We start from the raw sequence: 17,623 nt of genomic DNA on the forward strand, positions 1-17,623 counted from the left end.
GAATGGTGAACTCCATCCAACGTTGCACTGCGTCCATGATTTTCGTACAGTGAGGGAGTGGCGCACGAAGAGGTCCTCGGCTTGCGGGAGCGCAAGAAGCTCGAGTCCTGGCGGTCCATCCGGGCGGCCGGGCTGCGGCTGATCGAGGAGCGCGGGTACGAAGCGGTGAGCGTCGACGAGATCGCCGCGGCCGCGAATGTCTCGCGCAGCACGTTGTTCAACTATTTCGCGTCCAAGGAAGCCATCGTCTTCGACCCGGACCCGCAGCAGGTCCAGATCTGGCGCTCCCTGATGTACGACCGCCCGGCTGACGAGCCGCTGTGGTCGTCGTTGCGGGAGGTCTTCCTCGGCTACGTCGCCACGTTCTCCGATCGGATCGTGGTGCAGAAACGGCTCAAGGCGGCGTCTCCGGCCCTGGCCGGGTCGGCCCGCGACCACAGTGAACGGTTCATCGCCGACCTGCGCGAGTGGGTCGCGTCCCGCACCCCGGCCGGGCAGGAGACCAGGAGCACGCTGCTGCTCAACGTCGCCGCGGCGGTGATGACCACGGCCTACACGATGTGGTCGCCCGACGACGGCTTCGACCGTCTCGTCGAACTCGCCCGGGACAACTTCGCCCAGACCACCCACGGATTGGGCCCGGCCCGGGACTGAGCCCGGCGGACCCCCTTTTTCACCGAGCAGCACCGCGGTTCCGCCGCGGTGCGGAAGGAACACGTCCATGAGCAAGACCTGGTTCATCACCGGCGCCTCGCGCGGCTTCGGCCGCAGCTGGACCGAGGCGGCCCTGCGCCGTGGCGACAAGGTGGCCGCGACCGCCCGTGACCTCGGCACCCTGAAAGACCTCGCCGACGAATTCGGCGACGCGATCCTGCCGATCGCGCTCGACGTGACCGACCACGCCGCGGCCGTCGCCGCGGTCGGCCAGGCACACGCCCACTTCGGCCGCCTCGACGTGGTGGTGAACAACGCCGGCTACGGGCACTTCGGGTTCCTGGAAGAGGTGACCGAGGACGAGGCCCGCGCCCAGCTCGAGACGAACGTGTTCGGCGCGCTCTGGGTCACCCAGGCGGCGATCCCGCTGATGCGGGAGCAGGGTTCCGGCCACTTCCTGCAGATCTCCAGCATCGGCGGCGTGGGCGCGTTCCCCGGCCTCGGGCTGTACCACGCGTCGAAGTGGGCGCTCGAAGGGTTTTCCGAAGCCCTGTCGTACGAAGTCGCGCCCTTCGGCATCAAGGTCACGCTGATCGAGCCGGGCGGCTACGCCACCGACTGGTCCGGCTCCTCGTCTGTCCATTCCGAACCCAATCCGGTGTACCAGGCCGTCCGCGACGCCATGGCCGCGCGCCGTCAGGGAAACCAGTCGCCCGGGCCGGACGCCACCACCGAGGCCGTGCTGAAGGTCGTCGACGCCGAGAACCCGCCGCTGCGCCTGCTGCTGTCCGGCGGGGCCTACGACATCGCGCAGGGCCTGTACCAGCAGCGGGTGAAAACGTGGCAGGAGTGGGAAACCACGTCTCGCTCCGCCCAGTCCTGAAACCGCGGTCAAGGGAGGACACCATGCCGGAAAGCACAACGTTTCCGCCGAAGCGGCACCGGTTCGGCGGGCAGGCGGAGTACGAGCGCCTGCGGGAGCGGGGGACCATCACCAAGGTGCCCACGATCGACGGCGGGGTCACCTGGTGGGCCACCGGCCGCGGTGATGTCAAGGCGATCCTGGCCGATCCCCGGTTCAGCTCCAACCGGCGCAACCCGGGATTTCCGTTGATGCTGCGCGATCCCGAGGTGCGTGAGCAGAACCGGAACCAGCCGCCGATGATGATCAGCATGGACGGCGCCGAGCACGCGGCGGCGCGGCGGGCGGTGATCGGGGAGTTCACCGTGAAGCGGCTGGCCGGGCTGCGGCCGAGGGTCCAGGAGATCGTGGACCGCTTCGTCGACGAGATGCTGGCCACCGAATCGCGGACGGCCGACCTGGTGGCGGCGTTGTCGCTGCCGGTGCCGTCGCTGGTGATCTGCGAGGTGCTCGGCGTGCCGTACGCCGATCACGACTTCTTCCAGGAGCGCAGTGCGAAGGTGCTCAGCCGCACCATTTCGGCCGCCGAGCGGCAAGGGGCCGTGGACGACCTGCGCGGCTACTTCGACCGGCTGCTGACGCTCAAGGAGACCGAGCCCGGCGACGACCTGCTCAGCCGGCAGATCGAGAAGCAGCGGGCGGAAGGCGCCCTCGACCACGAGTACATGATCGGCGTCGCCCTGCTGCTGCTGATCGCCGGGCACGAGACGACCGCGAACATGATCTCCGTGAGCGTGGTCGGTCTGCTGGAGAACCCGGCGCAGCTGGCCGCGATCCGGGCCGACCCGGCCAAGATCCCGATGGCCGTCGAGGAGTCCCTGCGGTACTTCTCGATCGCGGACCCCATTCCGCGGGTGGCCACCGAGGACGTCGAGGTCGGCGGGGTGACCATCAAGGCGGGCGACGGCATCATCGCCTCCGGTTACGCCGCCAACTTCGATCCCGGCGCGGTCGCCGATCCGGCCTCGCTTGATGTCGGGCGGGGCAATCGTTCCCACGTGGCCTTCGGTTACGGGCCGCACCAGTGCCTCGGCCAGAACCTGGCCCGGCAGGAGCTGGAGATCGTCTTCGGCACGCTGTTCCGCCGGATTCCCGGGCTGAAGCTGGGCATCCCGGTCGAGGAGATCCCGTTCAAGGTGGACGGCGCGGTCTACGGCATCCACGAGCTGCCGGTCTCCTGGTGACCGGAAGCCGGCCGGTGGGCATTGCGTCCCATCGGCCGGCTTTCGTTGGTGGGCAAGCTCTTCTTGCTGTCAATGTCGATCGACATTGACATTTCAGGGCCGGTGGGACCAGGATGAGGTTCTCCGGACTTGAGATGAGGGTCGTACCCATGAACGGGATCACTGCACGCCGGATCGTGCTGGCCGCGCGCCCATCCGGCTGGCCGGCGCTGGACGACTTCCGGCTGGAGCCGTTCACGCTGCCGCCCATCCCGGCGGGTGGTCTTTTGCTGCGGGCGCGGTATCTCTCGATTGATCCGTACATGCGGATGCGGATGGACGAGCACAGCGCGTACGCGGGTTCGGTCGGTCTCGGCGAGACGATGCACGGCCAGGCGGTGGCCGAGGTCTTGCGGTCCGAACACCCGGATTATGCCGAGGGGGACACGGTTCTCGCCCCGACCGGCTGGGCCACGCACGCGGTCTCCGATGGCACGGGCCTGCGCAAACTGGACCCGGTGCCGGAGCCGGTGACCGCGAGCCTGGGCGTGCTCGGCATGCCCGGATTCACCGCGTACAGCGGCCTGATGGTGATCGGCGCGCCGAAGCCTGGCGAGACCGTGGTAGTGGCCTCCGCGAGCGGGCCGGTCGGCTCGGTGGTCGGCCAGCTCGCGAAGATGGCCGGGTGCCGGGCGGTGGGAATCGCCGGTGGCCCGGAGAAATGCCGTTACGTGCTGGAAGATCTGGGCTTCGACGCAGCGGTGGACCACCGCGCGCCGGACTTCGCCGAACGGCTGGCCGCCGCGTGCCCGGGCGGCGTCGACGTGTATTTCGAGAACGTCGGCGGGCCGGTGTGGCAGGCGGTGCTGCCGTTGTTCACCAAGTTCGCGCGGGTGCCGTTGTGTGGCTTGATCGCGCAGTACAACGAGTCCGGGCGGGCGGACGGTGATTTGGCGGAGACGATGCGCGTGGTGCTGACCAAGAACATGACGTTGCGCGGGTTTTTCAACTCCGAGTTCGTCGAGGAGCATTTCGCGGAGTTTCTGCGGGTGGTGTCCGGCGGGATCGCGGACGGGCGGATCAGGTACCGGGAGGACGTCACCGAGGGTTTGGCGCAGGCTCCTGAGGCTTTCCTGCGGATGTTGCGCGGCCAGAACCTCGGCAAGGTCCTGATCAAGCTGGACGAGTGAGACGGGGCCGGGGAATCCGGCTGGCTCAGCTCAGGGCGTCGGCGCGGTAGAAGACGTCCGGCCCGACCGAATTCCCGAGCCGGCGGCCCATTTCCGCCGAGATGGCGAGGACGGCGCCGAGCGGCCGGTGATGGAGGGCGATGTTCTCGATCAGGCCGGAACCGTTGAGCGTGAGGACGGTGACGCCGTCGAACCGCCGGCCCAGGGCTTCCAGCTCCCATTCGAGATAGGCGCGATCCGCGGTGGCCGACTCGTGGGTGAAGGTCAGCTTGTCGGTGATGCCGCCCGCCGCGCGCAGACAGGTCCAGACCTGCTCCCGCCCGTCGACCGGGGTGGCGAAAACGGATCCTTCCAACCGCACCCGCGGCGTCACCACCATGCCGAATTGCGCGCCGGAACGGTCGGCCAGCGCCGCCCGCCACACTGCCGCGCCGTCGTTCGCGGTCATGCCTTGGCCGAGTCGATGCGGTGGTGCAGGTCGGTACGGGCGCTGTCGAGGATCTCGTCGGACAGGGCCGGGTCGGCGTCGGCGACCGCGCGGGACAGGATCAGGGCGCCGACCATTTCGCTGAACAGGGCGATGGCCCGCGCGCGCCGCTGGTCCTCGTCCAGGTCCGCGGCGTCGACTGTCTGGGTGAGACGGTCGAGGCTGTCCCCGAGGCCTTCGGCGTAGAGGTTGCGGGCGGCCGGGTCCAGCCGCCGGGCGTCACCGGCGAAGCTCGCGTTGGGACAGCCCGACTCGATGTTGGCCCGGTGCTCGGACGAGAGATACCAGTCGACGCGCTCGGCCAGCGGATCGGCGCCGCGGGCCTGGGCGGCCGCGATGGCGCGCTCGAGATTGCCGGTCCCGTCCGCCATTGCCTTGGCCAGCACGGAATCAACGAGCGCGTCCTTGGAGGCGAAGTGGTTGTAGAAGCCGCCGCGGGTCAGCCCGGCCGCGCCCATCAGCTCGTTCAGGCCGACCGCGTCGACGCCGCGCTCACGGAACAGCCCGTCCGCCGCGGCGACGATCGCGTCCTTGTTCGCTGCTGTCTGCTGCTTCGTGATGCCCATCGACCCTCCAGAACCTGTGTCTCAGATCGAGCGTAGCGGGCAGGGCCGAAGATCTCAATGTCGGTCGACCTTGACGTCGGCGCGCCGGCCGGAGTAGAACAATGTCGAGCGACATTGTGATCGCGGCACCAGTGGGAGTGACGATCATGGGCAAGTTGCAGGGAAAAGTAGCGGTGATCACCGGCGGCACGGCCGGGATCGGGCTCGCGGTGGCGAAGCTTTTTGTCGCCGAAGGCGCCTATGTGTTCATCACGGGCCGCCGGGAGAAGGAACTCGACGACGCGGTGAAGGAGATCGGCGACAACGTCACCGGCGTTCAGGGCGACGTCGCCAACCTGGTCGACCTCGACCGCCTCTACCGGGCCGTCGAGGCGAACGGGCGGATCGACATCGTCCTGGCCAACGCGGGCCTCGGCGAATTCGTGCCACTGGACGAAATCACCGAAGAGCACTTCGAAAAGATCTTCAACATCAACGTGAAGGGCGCGCTCTTCACCGTGCAGAAGGCGCTGCCGCTGCTGAACGACGGCGGGTCCATCATCCTGATCGGCTCCGTCGCCGGCTCCAAGGGAACCCAGGGATTCACCGTCTACGGCGCGAGCAAGGCGGCCGTCCGGAACTTCGTCCGGGGCTGGACGGTCGAGCTGAAGGACCGCCGGATCCGGTCCAACGTCCTGAGTCCAGGGCCGGTCGTGACGCCGCTGACGGATTCGCAGCCGCCCGAAACCATCGCGCGGATCGCGTCGACCATTCCGGTGGGCCGCATGGGCGAGCCCGAGGAAGTGGCGAAGGCGGCGCTTTTCCTGGCTTCCGAAGACTCGAGTTTCGTCACGGGCATCGAGCTGTTCGTCGACGGCGGCCGGGCGCAGATATGACCACCACGGAAGGTGAGACAATGGACAACATCGGTCTGGAAATCGAATCGGGAGTCGCCACGGTCACCCTCCGGCGGCCGCCGGACAACCGCTTCCACAAGCCCATGGTCGACGAATTCGACAGCGCCCTCGACGAGGTCGTCAGCCGCAAGGCCCGCGCGCTGGTGCTGGCCGGCGACGGGCCGGATTTCTGCCACGGCGGCGACATCGTGCCCTGGGAGACGCTGGAGCCGGGGGAGTGGGCGGCCCAGCTGGAACGGTTCGCCTACGTGTTCAACCGGCTCGAGCACCTGCCCATCCCGGTGATCGCCGCGGTCCAGGGCCTGTGCAATGGCGGCGCGTTCGAACTCGTCCTGCGCGCCGACCTCATTTTCGCGGCGAAGTCCGCGCGATTCAGCCATTCCGAGCAGACGCTGGGCCTGGTCACGGCGCTCGGCGGGGTTTACCGCTCGGCGGAGCGAGTGGGGCCGCTGCTGGCCTACGAATGGTCGCTGACCTCCGAGGAGGTCCCCGCCGAAGTCATGCTTCGGCACGGCGGCGTGAATCGGGTGGTCGAAGATGCGGACCTGCTCCCGGAAGCCCTGGCCTTCGCGGAAAAACTCGCCCACGGCCCGACTCTGGCCCACGCAGCGCACAAGATTCTGGTGCGCACGTCGGCGATCAGTGGCGTCGCGGCGGCCGACAATATCGTCGCGGACGTGTACCTGCCGCTGCTGAAATCGGACGACTGGAAAAAGGGACTCAAGAACGGGATCGCCGCCTATCGGGCGGGCAAGCCGCGTCCGCTGATCGACTTCGAAGGACGCTGACTCGCCATGGACATCTCCTGCCAATTCGCGACCTCGTTGAAGTCGCCCGAGCACATCGCGTTGGCGGAGGCGCTGGGCTATCGCCGGGCGTGGCTGTTCGACACGCCCGCGCAGAGCCCGGACGTCTGGGCGATGCTCGCGCTCGCCGTCCAGGAGACCGGGCGGATCGGGCTGGGCCCCGGCGTTCTCGTGCCCAGCCTGCGGCACCCGATGGTCAACGCGTCGGGCGCGGCGATGCTGGCGGCGCTCGCTCCGGGCCGGGTCGCGGTCGCGTTCGGGACGGGATTCAACGGGGCCCGCGCGCTCGGCGCCCGGCCAGCGAGCTGGGCGTACCTCTCGCGGTACGTCCAGGCGTTCCGCGGGCTGCTGCGGGGCGAAACCGTGGAGTGGGACGGCAGTCCACTGAGGATGCTGCACCCCGATGGATACGCGCCGCCCCGTCCGGTCGACATCCCGGTGCTGATCTCGGCGCTCGGCCCCAAGGGGCTGGCCGTCGCGAGTGAACTGGCCGATGGCTTGCTCACCGTGAACAACGAGACCGAGCATTCGCACGAGTTCTCTTGGGCCGCTCTCGGCGTCCACGGCACCGTGCTCGCGGACGAGGAGCCGCTGGACTCGCCGCGGGTGCGCGCCGCGGCCGGTGCCGGGCACGCGCTGGCGTACCACGTGACGCACGAATTCGGCGGTGACGTCACCCAGCTTCCCGGCGGTGACCAGTGGCTGAAGGTGATCACGGCCGAGCCCGAACGGGAACGCCACCTGGCCGTCCACGACCAGCACCTGATCGGGCTCAACGAGGCGGACGAGGCCGCGTGGGCCGCCGGCGGCTGGCGGGCGGTGCCCTCGACGACGGTGACCGGGTCGCCTTCGCAGATCGCCGAACAGCTTGCCCGTTACGCCGAGCAGGGCGTCACCGAGATCATTTACCAACCCGCCGGACCGGATATCGCCGGCGAGCTGGAGCGCTTTTACGCCGTCGCCCAACGAGGGTCTTGATCCAGCGGGAGAATTCATGAACCAGTCAGCGTCGACCGGTAATGGGGAACAACCGACCATTGTTTTCATCCACGGTTTTCTCGACGACGGGCATACCTGGGACGAGGTGGCAGGGGGGCTGCCTTGGCCGAGCGCGCAGGTGGAACTCGGCGAGGTACCGTCGCCCAATCTGGATGCTTTCGCCGACCAGGTCACCGCTTTGGTGGACGACGAGGTGACCGGTGACGTCGTTCTCGTCGGCCAGAGCATGGGCTGCCAGGTGGCGGAGCTGGTGAGCGTGCGCCGTCCGGAACGCGTGGTGGGGCTGGCCTTGCTGGCTCCGGTGCCGCTCGGGGGAATGAGCCTGCCCGCCGAGATGACGGCCGCGCTCCGCAGTTGCGGGGGACAGCCGGAAGTGCAACGCGGGATCCGGACGCAGCTCTCGGCGAACCTGCCCGAGGACAAGATGGCGAGGCTGCTCGATTCGGGCCTGCGGCTCACCCCCGCCCACGTGACCGCGACGTTCGAAGCCTGGAGCGGCGGGCATCCGGAGGGCTCAGCGCCGACCCGGGCCGTCGCGCCGGTCGAGATTGTTGTGGGCGGCAGCGATCCGGTCATTCGCGGTGAGCTGCTCGACAATCTGATCATGGCTCGTTTCCCCGGGGCCACTTTGGTGACGATTCCGTCCAGCGGGCATTGGCCCCAGGTCGAGCAGCCGGAGCGGGTCGTGGACACGCTTTCGCGGTTTGTCGGCTCCCTTCCGATAAGGAGTACGTGATGAGCCTGAGTGACCAACGCGGGCCGTTCGAGGTATCGCGTGAGCGCGACGTGATCATGGTGACGCGCGATGGAAAACGGCTTGTTTCGGACATTTATCGGCCGTCCGGTGTCGAATCCGCACCGGTTCTCCTGCGGCGTACTCCGTACGGCAACCGGAACAACGACCTTGCCGACAAGTTCACCGAAGCCGATTTCTACGCCTCGCACGGCTACCTCACGGTTGTGCAGAACACGCGGGGCCGCTTCGGTTCGGAAGGCGTCTGGTACCCGTTCGTCTACGAGGCGAACGACGGGTACGACGCGGTCGAGTGGGCCGCGCGGCTGCCCGGCTCGAACGGCCGAGTCGGGACTTTCGGCCAGTCTTACGGGGCGCTGGTGCAATACCTGGCGGCCGCTCAGCGTCCGGAGCACCTCGTTACGTGTATTCCCGTTTCGGCTCCGCTGGCCGCTTTCGAGAACTATTGGTATCAGCGGGGCGCGCTCGAATTGAACTGGACGTTGAGCTATTTCCTGAACATGGCGCTCGGTGCGTTGAATAAAAGCGGGGCAGCGGCGCGACTCGAAGCGCTGCGAGCCGACCCCTCGATGCGGTTCTCGCCGCTGAAGGACGAAGCGTTGCGGCACCTGCCGCTGTCCGACTGGATCGAGACTTTCGGTGACACCGCGCCGTTCCTGAAGGACGTGCTGCACCACTCGGCCGACGGCGCCTACTGGTGGGCCGTCGACCTGCGCCGCCAGCTGCACAACATCGACGTGCCGATGCTCCATCTGGGCTCGTGGTACGACATCGCGAACTGGGACACGCCGCAGTACTTCCACGGGCTGCGTTCGCAGGCGATGTCCGCACGTGCGCGCGAGAACCAGGCGATGATCATGGGCCCGTGGGCGCACCTGCTGCCGTACAGCCAGCCGACCTCGAAGGGCACGGGTGACATCGACTTCGGCCCGGAGGCCGCGACGTCGCTGCTGGCTGTGCAACTCGCGTGGTTCGAGCACTACCTCAAGGGTGACGGGCAGGATCTCCCGCGGGCGCCGGTCCGTATTTTCGTGATGGGCGAGAATCGCTGGCGTGACGAGGCGCAGTGGCCGCCGGAGTGGACGAGGTTCACCGCGCTGTATCTGCACAGCGGGGGATCGGCCAACACCGCGGCCGGCGACGGGACGCTGACCGCGGCCGCGCCGGGCCCGGAAGAGCCCGACCACTACCGCTACGACCCAGACAATCCCGTTCCGACGGCCGGTGGGCGCTACGTGGGCGGCGGCGTCGAGGACCAGGCGAAGAACCAGGCGCGGTCTGATGTCCTGGTCTACACCGCCCCGCCGCAGGGTTCGGCCCTCGAGATCACCGGCCCGGTCGAGCTGTACCTGCACGCCGCCACCGACGGCGTCGACACGGATTTCGTCGCCGTCCTGTGCGACGTTCACCCTGATGGTTTTGTGCAGAACCTGACGGAGGGCATCGTGCGCGGCCGCTTCCGCGACTCCTTCGACGATCCGCAGCCGATGCGTCCGGGCGTGGCTTATGAGCTGCGGGTGCCGCTGGGCAACGTCAGCCACGTGGTCGCCGCGGGCCATCGGCTCCGCCTGCAGGTCACCTCAAGCAACTTCCCCCGCTGGGACCGCAATCCGAACACCGGCGACCCGCTCGACCTGGCGACGCGGATCCGGATCGCCGAACAGTCGGTCTTCCACGACGAGCTGCGGCCGTCTCGCGTCGTTTTGCCCGTTGTGCCGACTTGAGCCGGCGCGCGAAGCGAAGGCCGCCAGCTGCCAGGCCGGGGAATTGACGGGAACGGCAGCATGGTTAGCAGGTAACGGACCCCGTGTGCTCACCGGTGCTTGTGCCCCGGTCCGCCGCGGAGTAAAATTTGTCCAGACCAATCCGCCAACTGGTCAGTTCTCGACCGTTCGGTTTTCACCGGGCCGGTGGCGGGATGACGTCTGCCGCCGGGCCGGCGCGTCGCATCCCCGCTTCCATGACTGTGAGGTTGGCATGACGTACTTCCGCCGCGTTTCCGTGCTGTCCGGGCTCGTCCTGGCCGGTGCGCTGATCACCGCCCCGCTGGCCACGGCCGGCACCGAGCCGGCCCGGATCGTGCAGCCGCTGGACTGCACGCAGCAGAGCATCCTGGCCGGTAACCACCTGAGCGACGTGCAGATCGCCCAGTACGCGCGCAATGCGAACCTGCACGGCAACGGCCTGGTCATCTCCATCGCGGTCGCACTGGCCGAAAGCCAGGGCTGGACCCAGGCCGTGCTGATCAACACCGACTGCAGCCACGACCGCGGCGTCTGGCAGATCAGCAACCGCTGGCACCCCGAGGTGTCCGACGGTCAGGCGTTCGACCCCGCCGGCTGCGCGCAGGCCGCGTACAACATCTCCTCGGGCGGCAGCAACTGGCAGCCGTGGACGACCTACCTCAACGGCGCCTACCAGCAGTACATGTCCCGCGCGCAGACCGCCGCCAACCAGGTCGGCGGCTGAGCGCAGAACCCGTTGCGGATCCCGGCGTGGGCAGCGAACCACGCCGGGATCGCGACGTTCCGAGGTGTCCGAACGGGCGGTTCAGGCCGCGAACGCCCGGAGGAACGTGTCGGCCGCGTGGTCCGCGACTTCGTCGACCTCGGCGGCCGGCAGCGGGCGGGTGCCCAGGCGCGAGCGCCGTTCCAGGGGGCCGGTGAGCAACGCGAGGAACTGCTCGGCGGCCTGCGCCGGATCGCAGTGGCGAAGGTGCCCGGCGACGACGAGCCGGGCCAGGCGATCCGCGAGCGCGTCGCCAAGCCGTCCCGCCGTGACCGCGTGGACGTCGGTGAGCAGCTCCGGGAACCGGCCCAGCTGGACGTGGGTCAGGCCGCGCAGGGCGCGGGACTGCTCGTCGCAGCACCGGCGGGCCAGGGCGCGGGCCGCCCGGCCGAGGGTTCGGCGCGGGTCGCCGTCCGCCGTGATCCCTTCGACGATCGCGAGATTCGCCGCTGCCACCTGCTCCGCGGCGGCCGCCAGCGCGGCCCGGAAGAGCGTTCCCTTGTCCTGGAAGTGGTTGTAGACGGTGGGTTTGGCGACCCCGGCCTCGGCGGCGATCTCCTGCACGCCGGCCAGGTCGTAACCGAGCCGGGCGAAGACGGCGAAGGCGGCGGTGAGGATCGCCTCGCGCTTGTCGATCCGGCCGCGGGCCCCGGTCGCGTTGGTCACCGGGGCAGTTTACAACGGACTCATGAGTTCGCTAAATTGAACTCACGCGTTCATTCTGGAGGAAAACCATGATCGTCAACCTGCTGCGGTTCAGCTTCCGCGAAGACGTCGGATCGGCCGATCGCGAAGCCGTGCTGGCCGCCATGCGACGCACGGCCGGCGTGGCATCGGCCGCCTTCGGCACGGTCGGCCGGGACCTCGGCGATCCGGCCGAGGGCTACACCCACGCGTACTGCGTCGGCATCGAAGACCTCGAGGCCCTGGAGCGGTACCTGCACGACCCGGTGCACCTGGCCGGCGACCACGAGATCCTGCCGCGCCTGGCCCGGCTGTCGGCGGTGCGGTTCACCGACGACGGCGACCCCGCGATCGGGACGGAGATCGCCGCGCTGCACCAGGCGAAACTGGCGCGGTACCCGGAGTGGGCGAGCATGCTCGACGCCATCCCGCAAGCCGACGTCCACGCCTGAACGCCGCACCCGGGCCGAAGCGCGTCCGCGGCCGAGCACTGTCCGATGTGGACGCGAGTGCGCCGCCTGAGTGGTAAGTAACCAACCGGAGCCCGGGACGGTCGAAGAGATTCGTCCGCCCGGTCCGGTTTGCGGGCAACCGTCCGCCTCCTTCGCGCGTGTCGGTATCGGATCGGCCGCAGGGGGCGGCCGCCGGCACACAGGGGGGTGAGCCCTTTGGGCTCAACAAGATCGGCCCGGCCCGCGAGAGCGGGCGTCCTCGCCGTCACCGCGGCCTTGCTCACGACCGGGACCGCGCTGCTCGCGGCGCCGGCCCAGGCGAGCATCATCACGTCGATCCAGTCGACGTCGTGGTCCTACACCGACTCGGCCCAGCCGAAGAAGAGCTTCGTCAACCCGGCCGGCGACGCGCCGATCGGCGCGAAAGTCACGGCCGACCACAAGAAGCACGTGTCGAAGTCCTACTTCACCTTCGACCTGTCCGGGCTGCGCGGCGCCAAGGTGATTTCCGCGGAGCTGTCCGGAAAGGAGACCGCGGTCGCCGACTGCTCGGCGCCGCGCGGCACCGAGCTGTGGGTGACGGCCCCGCCGAAGAAGACGCCGACCTGGGAGGAGCAGCCCAAGGAGCTGAGCAAGCTGCCCGGCCCCGGCAGCCTCGACGCCTGCCCGTCGGACTACCTCGGCTGGGACGCCGCACCCACCCTGCAGCAGGCGATCGACGCCGGCCGCACCTCGCTGACCATGGTCCTGCGCCTGCCGGACGACCAGCAGTACAACCCGCGTTTCGGCCGCACCTACCGGCCGCTGCTGTACGTCAGCATGCAGAAGAACGTGCCTCCGGCAACGCCCACCGCGCTGAAGACCGGGACGCACGCCTGCGCCGAAGCCCCGGTCGTGAGCCACGGTGAGTCCACGATGTCGGCGACCGTCAGCGACCCGGACGACCAGAGCTTCTCGGCCGAGTTCGCCTGGTGGCCGGTCGATCACCCGGACCAGCGGGCCACCGGCACGCGCGGCGTCTACAGCACCACCACGTCCTTCGACCCCGATGCGCAGCTTGCGGACGGCGTCACCTACGCCTGGCAGGTCCGCGCGTACGACCCGCTGGCCAGCAGCGCGTGGAGCGAGACCTGCCGGTTCACCACCGACTTCACCGCACCGGCCACGGCACCGGTGATCACCTCGGCCGACTATGGCTACGAGGGGCCGGGCAAGGGCGGCACCGGAATCCCCGGCGACTTCAAGCTCGACGCCGGCGGGGACACCCAGATCACCGGCTTCGAGTGGAACGTCGGCGACCGGGAGAGCGCCTACGTCGCGGCCGACCGCCCCGGCGGCCAGGCCACGGTCCGGTTCGCCCCGCCCACCGGCGGGCCGATGAGCATGTACGCGGCCGGGGTGGACACCGCCGGGAACCGCGGACCGGAAGGCGAATACCGGTTCTTCGTGCCCGACAACGGTCCTTCGATGGCCTGCACGCCGGCGCAGGCGTTCCTCGGCGAGACGCGGCAGTGCAAGTTCAGCCCGCACGGCGACAACGGCGCCACCGAGTACCTCTACCGGATCGACGGCGGGCCCGAGACCACCCTGCCCGCCGGCCCGGACGGCACCGCCACGATCACGGTCACGCCGACGGACGCCGCGAAGCGCTACGACGTCACTGTGCGGGCACGGATGGCCAACGGGAACCTGTCCAGCACCAGCTTCAACGAGATCCCGATCGACCGCGGCCTGCCCGTGGTCGACGTGCCCGACGGCGTCATGACCGCGCACCCCGCCGTCTTCACCCTGCACGCCACGCTGCCGAATTCGGTGTCCTTCACCTACGACTGGGACTACGGCGACCCGGTGACGATCCCCGTGGGACCGGACGGCACGGCCCAGGTCACCATCGTCCCGGCGCAGGTGGGCCAGCACTGGCTGGACGTCCACACGACGACCGCGGCCGGACTGGTGTCGGGGACGAGCGGGGTCAACGTCGTGGCCGACACGAACGGGCCGACGATCGCGAGCGTGGAGTTCCCGAAGTGGTCGGTCGGGAACTACGTCACCACGCCGGGCACGTTCACCGTCTCCTCGCCGATCCCGGGCGCGGTGAGCTACACCTACCGCTACCGCGACGGGGACCCGGTCACCGTGCCGGCCGGCCCGGACGGGACGGCAAGTGTGGTCCTGACCCCGCTCACCGTCGACTCGCAGTACCTGAACGCCACCACCACGTTCGCCGACGGCACGGTGTCGGAAGCCGGGTACTACTCGTTCTCGCCCCGCTCGGCGGCCCCGCCGCTGTCCTGTGACGCGGGTGCGAGCGGTAACGCCCAGCCCGGCCAGGTGATCCACTGCACGGCCACCCCGGTGCAGCCCGGCCTGGCCTCCTACGGGTACATCGTGGGTGAATACGGCGGGCCCGGTACCGAGGTGACCGTCCAGCCGGCAGCCGACGGCACGGGGACGTTCGAGTTCACGGTGCCGGCGGACCGGACGCAGTACACGCTTTGGGTCCGGCTGTGGAGCGCCAACGCCGCCGGGCAGCGCACGGACCTCACGTACACCAGTTTCTGGATCCCCGCGGGGACTTCGGTCAGCCGCAGCACCGCGGCGATCTGACGCTCGTCAGCCGGACGGCCGCCGCGGTGGCCGTCCGGCTGACGATTTCCTTGTCAGGCCAGCAGTTCCTGCAGTTCGAGGACCGCGCGGGACAGCTCGTCGGCGAAGCGGTGCATCTCCGCCGAAACGTGTTTCGGGGTGCTGAGGTAGATGTTCCAGCGGTCCGGCAGCAGCACGTACGCCACGCCGATGCACTGCGGGCTGGTCGAGCCGAAGCCGAAGTACTGGATGCTGACCGAGGGCGCGGAGCTGGTGCTCAGGTAGTCGTCGCGCGACTTCAGCCAGCCCGGCGAGGAGTACAGCGCCGGCGTTTCGGTGTCACCACGGCGTTTCCCGATCAGCTGCAGCTCCCACAGGTGCTGTTCCGGCGCGTCCCCGGCCTGGCACTCCTTGGCGCGGGCGACGTGCTTCGCGGCGGCTGCGCGGAAAGCCTCACGCTTCTCGTCGGGGGAGGCCTGCTCGTCGGTCATGAGGTCGGCGAAGCGCACGACCTCGGGCGTCACCACCCGCATCGCCTCGGTGCGGCCGTTCTGGAACTGCCGGGTGGCGATCGATTCGTACGTCGCGCCGGTCAGGCCCTTCGCCCGGCGGTGGGCCAACTGGTACGCCATTTGCGCGAACGCGTCCGGCGACATCTTCAGTTCTTTCGCCCGGTTCGCACCGAAGTCGAAGGACAACGTCTGCGTCGCCGTCGCATCGGCGTACGCCTTGAAGGCCGCCCCGGCCGCTTGCGCGTCTTCGCGGAGGGCGTCGGTCAGCTTGAACTCGACGACCTCGTGCCCGGGAACGCCGGAAGCCGGCTCCCGCTCGGCCCGTGAACCGTTCAGCACGGCGTCGGTGAAGCCGAGGATGGTGGTGCCGTCGAGTTCGCAGTGCTCGACGTTGATCCCCGCGGTGCCGTCCGCGAACACGATGAACGACACGGCCTTGTCGAACCAGCGGTTGCCGCTGTCCCCGTGCAGCAGCCGGTCCCCGGCTTCGAGCGCGGTCGACGGCGTGAAGTCGTCCAGGCACAGGCAGAACAGCGCGGTCTCGATGGTTTCCAGCGCTGCGCCGTTCCCCGCTTCGAGCAGGGCCGCGCGCGAAGCCGCCCACTCCGCGCGGGCCATCGTGGTGAAGTGCCCGGCGGCGACGTCGGTGACGTTGTCGTCCTTGAGAATCGCGCGCAGGCCGTCGGCGAGCTGCCCGGGGGAGTACGGGCGGCCGTCCTCGTCGAGCACGTCCAGCCGGTACGGGGTGTTCTGGTGGAACACCACGATGTGCCGCTCGCGCGATGGTCCCTCCCAGCCCTCGCGGTACGGGGTGCGCACGGTGTCCAGCTCGACGCCGGGGATCCGCGTTGCCGAGAACAGGAACTTGTGCTGCACCATGGACTGCGGCGCGCCCCGCACGAGCACCGGCGGCACCAGCTCGTCGTCCACGCGCAGCTTGTAGTCGACGGCGGAAGCGGCCAGCTCGGCCGCGCGCTCCACCTGGCCCAGCGGGGACTCCCGGAACAGGAAGAAGAAGTTGGCGTTGAGCGCGATCCGGTCGCGGCGGCCGAGATAGCGGTACGGCCAGAAGGTGTCGAGCCAGCTGCGCACGCCGGGGGACCGGTCGTACTCCTCCAGCGCCGCCTGCAGTCCGTGCGCCGGGCTGTCCGGCGCGAGGAACTCCGCGACCGCGGCTTCGGTCTCGGTCAGCTCCTGCGCGGTCAGCAGCGGCGCGCACCACTCGAGGAAGCGGCGGCCGCTGGCCTCCAGCGTGGGCACGGGGACCCGGGGGAGCCGGTCGTCGTTGCCGAAGGTGCGGGTGGACCATTCCGGACTGCTCACGGTTTTCCTTGTCTGTCGGTGCCTGTCGGAGCCACCAGGGCCGGGAGCGCCCCAATGTGGCGTTGGTTGCGTGGAATCAGGGCTGGGCGCGGAGCGCCTCCGTTGAGGGTGGTGGTGGGGCAGGGCTGGAGCACCCAATGTGGCGTTCGGTGCGCTGGACGCACCGAACGCCACATTGGGGCGCAAGCCGGCCGGGGCACCGGACGCTAATCCAGCAGCTCGTCGCCCCGGTCGGTGCGCCCGCCGAGGTGGGCGGGCAGGACCCGGCCGAACAGCTGCCGGGTCCGTTCCGCGCTGCCGACGACCCCTGGGCGCTCGCTGTAGGCGAAGATAGCGGAGTGGCGCGCGACGGCGCCTTCCACCGTGCTGATCCGGTGCAAGGCGAAGCGTCCTTTGAACAGCTGCAGATCGCCCGGCCGGAGCTTTAGGTGGCGCACCGGGTAAGTGCCGTCTTCGCGGATCACCGCGCGGACCGCCGGGAAGTTCTCGTCGGCCGCGGACCGGATGTTCGGGCAGTACTCGAAGGTCCCGCCCTCGGCGGCGGCCTGGGTGAGCAGGCTGACCGTGTGGGTGTTGGTGTCGAAGTGCCACGGGTGCGCGCGGCCGGGCGCGATGACGTTGAGCGTCAGCCCGGACAGCGGGTCGGCGAGCTCGTGCAGCCGCGGCCGGCCGAAGCAGTCGGCGACGAACCGCTGGAACAGCGGGCTGGTGTAGAGCCGGCTGATCAGCGACGAGGCCGGGACGTGGTCCCGCGCCACGAAGGCGTTGCCGCGCTCCATGATCGTCCGGCCCGGGTGGTCTTCGGGCAGCGGCTCGTCGATCGCGGTGTTGTAGGCGTTGACCTTCTCGATCTTCGTGTACGCGTGGGGTTCGAGCGCGGCGCACTCGGCGCGCAGCACCTCGTGCAGCTCGGGCCGGATGAAGTGCTCCAGCACGCTGCAGCCGGCTTCGGCCAGCTCCGCCCGGGTGCGCCCGACGGTCTCGCGCCAGGCCGGGCTGTCCGGCTCGGTGAGCGGGTAGCGGCCGGTGTCGACCATTTCCAGCGCGGCCACGGAGGTGCTCATCGAAGTCCTCTCGGCAGGTGAAGCCTCGGTGCTTGCCCTGGACGTGAGGAAAAGAGG

General features: G+C 69.3%; 17 protein-coding genes. 12 read left to right on the plus strand and 5 right to left on the minus strand.

Features of this window, described 5'->3' with window-relative positions:
- Window positions 1-57: 57 nt before the first annotated feature.
- From OG371_RS35845 to OG371_RS35860, 4 genes are all read left to right on the plus strand, one after another.
- Window positions 58-654: a TetR/AcrR family transcriptional regulator gene (locus OG371_RS35845; RefSeq protein WP_329060099.1), complete on the plus strand. Its 597-nt coding sequence runs from the start codon at window positions 58-60 to the stop codon at window positions 652-654.
- Between the two features lie 67 nt (window positions 655-721).
- On the plus strand, window positions 722-1,537 hold the full coding sequence (locus OG371_RS35850) for an SDR family oxidoreductase (protein ID WP_329060101.1): 816 nt from the start codon (window positions 722-724) through the stop codon (window positions 1,535-1,537).
- A 23-nt stretch (window positions 1,538-1,560) separates the two neighbouring features.
- The gene (locus tag OG371_RS35855; protein WP_329060103.1) at window positions 1,561-2,760 is read left to right on the plus strand and encodes a cytochrome P450; all 1,200 of its coding nucleotides are present in this window, start codon (window positions 1,561-1,563) and stop codon (window positions 2,758-2,760) included.
- A gap of 149 nt (window positions 2,761-2,909) precedes the next feature.
- Entirely contained in the window at window positions 2,910-3,929 is a 1,020-nt protein-coding gene (locus OG371_RS35860; RefSeq protein WP_329060105.1) for an NADP-dependent oxidoreductase, read from the plus strand.
- A gap of 25 nt (window positions 3,930-3,954) precedes the next feature.
- Here the strand turns inward: OG371_RS35860 and OG371_RS35865 are convergent, their stop codons facing one another.
- Together OG371_RS35865 and OG371_RS35870 are read right to left on the minus strand one after the other, a co-directional pair.
- The gene (locus OG371_RS35865; protein WP_329060107.1) at window positions 3,955-4,377 is read right to left on the minus strand and encodes a hypothetical protein; all 423 of its coding nucleotides are present in this window, start codon (window positions 4,375-4,377) and stop codon (window positions 3,955-3,957) included.
- Window positions 4,374-4,982, minus strand: a complete 609-nt coding sequence (locus OG371_RS35870; RefSeq protein ID WP_329060109.1) for a TetR/AcrR family transcriptional regulator — start codon at window positions 4,980-4,982, stop codon at window positions 4,374-4,376. The genes OG371_RS35865 and OG371_RS35870 overlap by 4 nt, the downstream gene beginning before the upstream one ends.
- Window positions 4,983-5,128: 146 nt before the next feature.
- Here OG371_RS35870 and OG371_RS35875 point away from each other — a divergent pair, with 146 nt between their 5' ends.
- From OG371_RS35875 to OG371_RS35900, 6 genes are all read left to right on the plus strand, one after another.
- Entirely contained in the window at window positions 5,129-5,857 is a 729-nt protein-coding gene (locus OG371_RS35875; protein ID WP_329060110.1) for an SDR family NAD(P)-dependent oxidoreductase, read from the plus strand.
- 20 nt (window positions 5,858-5,877) lie between these two features.
- Window positions 5,878-6,666 (plus strand): enoyl-CoA hydratase/isomerase family protein, encoded by a 789-nt coding sequence (locus OG371_RS35880; RefSeq protein WP_329060112.1) that lies wholly within the window; start codon window positions 5,878-5,880, stop codon window positions 6,664-6,666.
- 6 nt (window positions 6,667-6,672) lie between these two features.
- Window positions 6,673-7,662, plus strand: a complete 990-nt coding sequence (locus OG371_RS35885; protein WP_329060114.1) for an LLM class flavin-dependent oxidoreductase — start codon at window positions 6,673-6,675, stop codon at window positions 7,660-7,662.
- Between the two features lie 16 nt (window positions 7,663-7,678).
- Window positions 7,679-8,419, plus strand: a complete 741-nt coding sequence (locus OG371_RS35890; RefSeq protein ID WP_329060116.1) for an alpha/beta fold hydrolase — start codon at window positions 7,679-7,681, stop codon at window positions 8,417-8,419.
- The gene (locus tag OG371_RS35895) at window positions 8,419-10,161 is read left to right on the plus strand and encodes a CocE/NonD family hydrolase (RefSeq protein WP_329060118.1); all 1,743 of its coding nucleotides are present in this window, start codon (window positions 8,419-8,421) and stop codon (window positions 10,159-10,161) included. The genes OG371_RS35890 and OG371_RS35895 overlap by 1 nt, the downstream gene beginning before the upstream one ends.
- 253 nt (window positions 10,162-10,414) lie before the next feature.
- Entirely contained in the window at window positions 10,415-10,906 is a 492-nt protein-coding gene (locus OG371_RS35900) for a hypothetical protein (RefSeq protein ID WP_329060121.1), read from the plus strand.
- Window positions 10,907-10,987: 81 nt separating this feature from the next.
- Here the strand turns inward: OG371_RS35900 and OG371_RS35905 are convergent, their stop codons facing one another.
- The gene (locus tag OG371_RS35905; RefSeq protein WP_329060123.1) at window positions 10,988-11,611 is read right to left on the minus strand and encodes a TetR/AcrR family transcriptional regulator; all 624 of its coding nucleotides are present in this window, start codon (window positions 11,609-11,611) and stop codon (window positions 10,988-10,990) included.
- Between the two features lie 68 nt (window positions 11,612-11,679).
- Here OG371_RS35905 and OG371_RS35910 point away from each other — a divergent pair, with 68 nt between their 5' ends.
- Window positions 11,680-12,081: a Dabb family protein gene (locus OG371_RS35910; protein WP_329060125.1), complete on the plus strand. Its 402-nt coding sequence runs from the start codon at window positions 11,680-11,682 to the stop codon at window positions 12,079-12,081.
- Window positions 12,082-12,297: 216 nt separating this feature from the next.
- Window positions 12,298-14,688, plus strand: a complete 2,391-nt coding sequence (locus OG371_RS35915) for a hypothetical protein (RefSeq protein WP_442876023.1) — start codon at window positions 12,298-12,300, stop codon at window positions 14,686-14,688.
- A 53-nt stretch (window positions 14,689-14,741) separates the two neighbouring features.
- Here OG371_RS35915 and OG371_RS35920 read toward each other — a convergent pair whose 3' ends face one another.
- On the minus strand, window positions 14,742-16,502 hold the full coding sequence (locus OG371_RS35920; RefSeq protein ID WP_329060130.1) for a choline/carnitine O-acyltransferase: 1,761 nt from the start codon (window positions 16,500-16,502) through the stop codon (window positions 14,742-14,744).
- A 206-nt stretch (window positions 16,503-16,708) separates the two neighbouring features.
- Window positions 16,709-17,566, minus strand: coding sequence for a HalD/BesD family halogenase (locus OG371_RS35925; RefSeq protein WP_329060132.1), 858 nt, complete (start codon window positions 17,564-17,566; stop codon window positions 16,709-16,711).
- Window positions 17,567-17,623: the final 57 nt, after the last annotated feature.

The sequence above is a fragment of the Amycolatopsis sp. NBC_01480 genome (genome assembly GCF_036227205.1).
Taxonomy (GTDB): Bacteria; Actinomycetota; Actinomycetes; order Mycobacteriales; family Pseudonocardiaceae; genus Amycolatopsis.

Coding starts and splice junctions, on each gene's coding strand:
- OG371_RS35895 (WP_329060118.1), top strand. CDS start 8,419: ATGAGCCTGAGTGACCAACGCGGGCCGTTCGAGGTATCGCGTGAGCGC.
- OG371_RS35870 (WP_329060109.1), bottom strand. CDS start 4,982: ATGGGCATCACGAAGCAGCAGACAGCAGCGAACAAGGACGCGATCGTC.
- OG371_RS35865 (WP_329060107.1), bottom strand. CDS start 4,377: ATGACCGCGAACGACGGCGCGGCAGTGTGGCGGGCGGCGCTGGCCGAC.
- OG371_RS35880 (WP_329060112.1), top strand. CDS start 5,878: ATGGACAACATCGGTCTGGAAATCGAATCGGGAGTCGCCACGGTCACC.
- OG371_RS35855 (WP_329060103.1), top strand. CDS start 1,561: ATGCCGGAAAGCACAACGTTTCCGCCGAAGCGGCACCGGTTCGGCGGG.
- OG371_RS35875 (WP_329060110.1), top strand. CDS start 5,129: ATGGGCAAGTTGCAGGGAAAAGTAGCGGTGATCACCGGCGGCACGGCC.
- OG371_RS35910 (WP_329060125.1), top strand. CDS start 11,680: ATGATCGTCAACCTGCTGCGGTTCAGCTTCCGCGAAGACGTCGGATCG.
- OG371_RS35890 (WP_329060116.1), top strand. CDS start 7,679: ATGAACCAGTCAGCGTCGACCGGTAATGGGGAACAACCGACCATTGTT.
- OG371_RS35860 (WP_329060105.1), top strand. CDS start 2,910: ATGAACGGGATCACTGCACGCCGGATCGTGCTGGCCGCGCGCCCATCC.
- OG371_RS35850 (WP_329060101.1), top strand. CDS start 722: ATGAGCAAGACCTGGTTCATCACCGGCGCCTCGCGCGGCTTCGGCCGC.
- OG371_RS35885 (WP_329060114.1), top strand. CDS start 6,673: ATGGACATCTCCTGCCAATTCGCGACCTCGTTGAAGTCGCCCGAGCAC.
- OG371_RS35900 (WP_329060121.1), top strand. CDS start 10,415: ATGACGTACTTCCGCCGCGTTTCCGTGCTGTCCGGGCTCGTCCTGGCC.
- OG371_RS35925 (WP_329060132.1), bottom strand. CDS start 17,566: ATGAGCACCTCCGTGGCCGCGCTGGAAATGGTCGACACCGGCCGCTAC.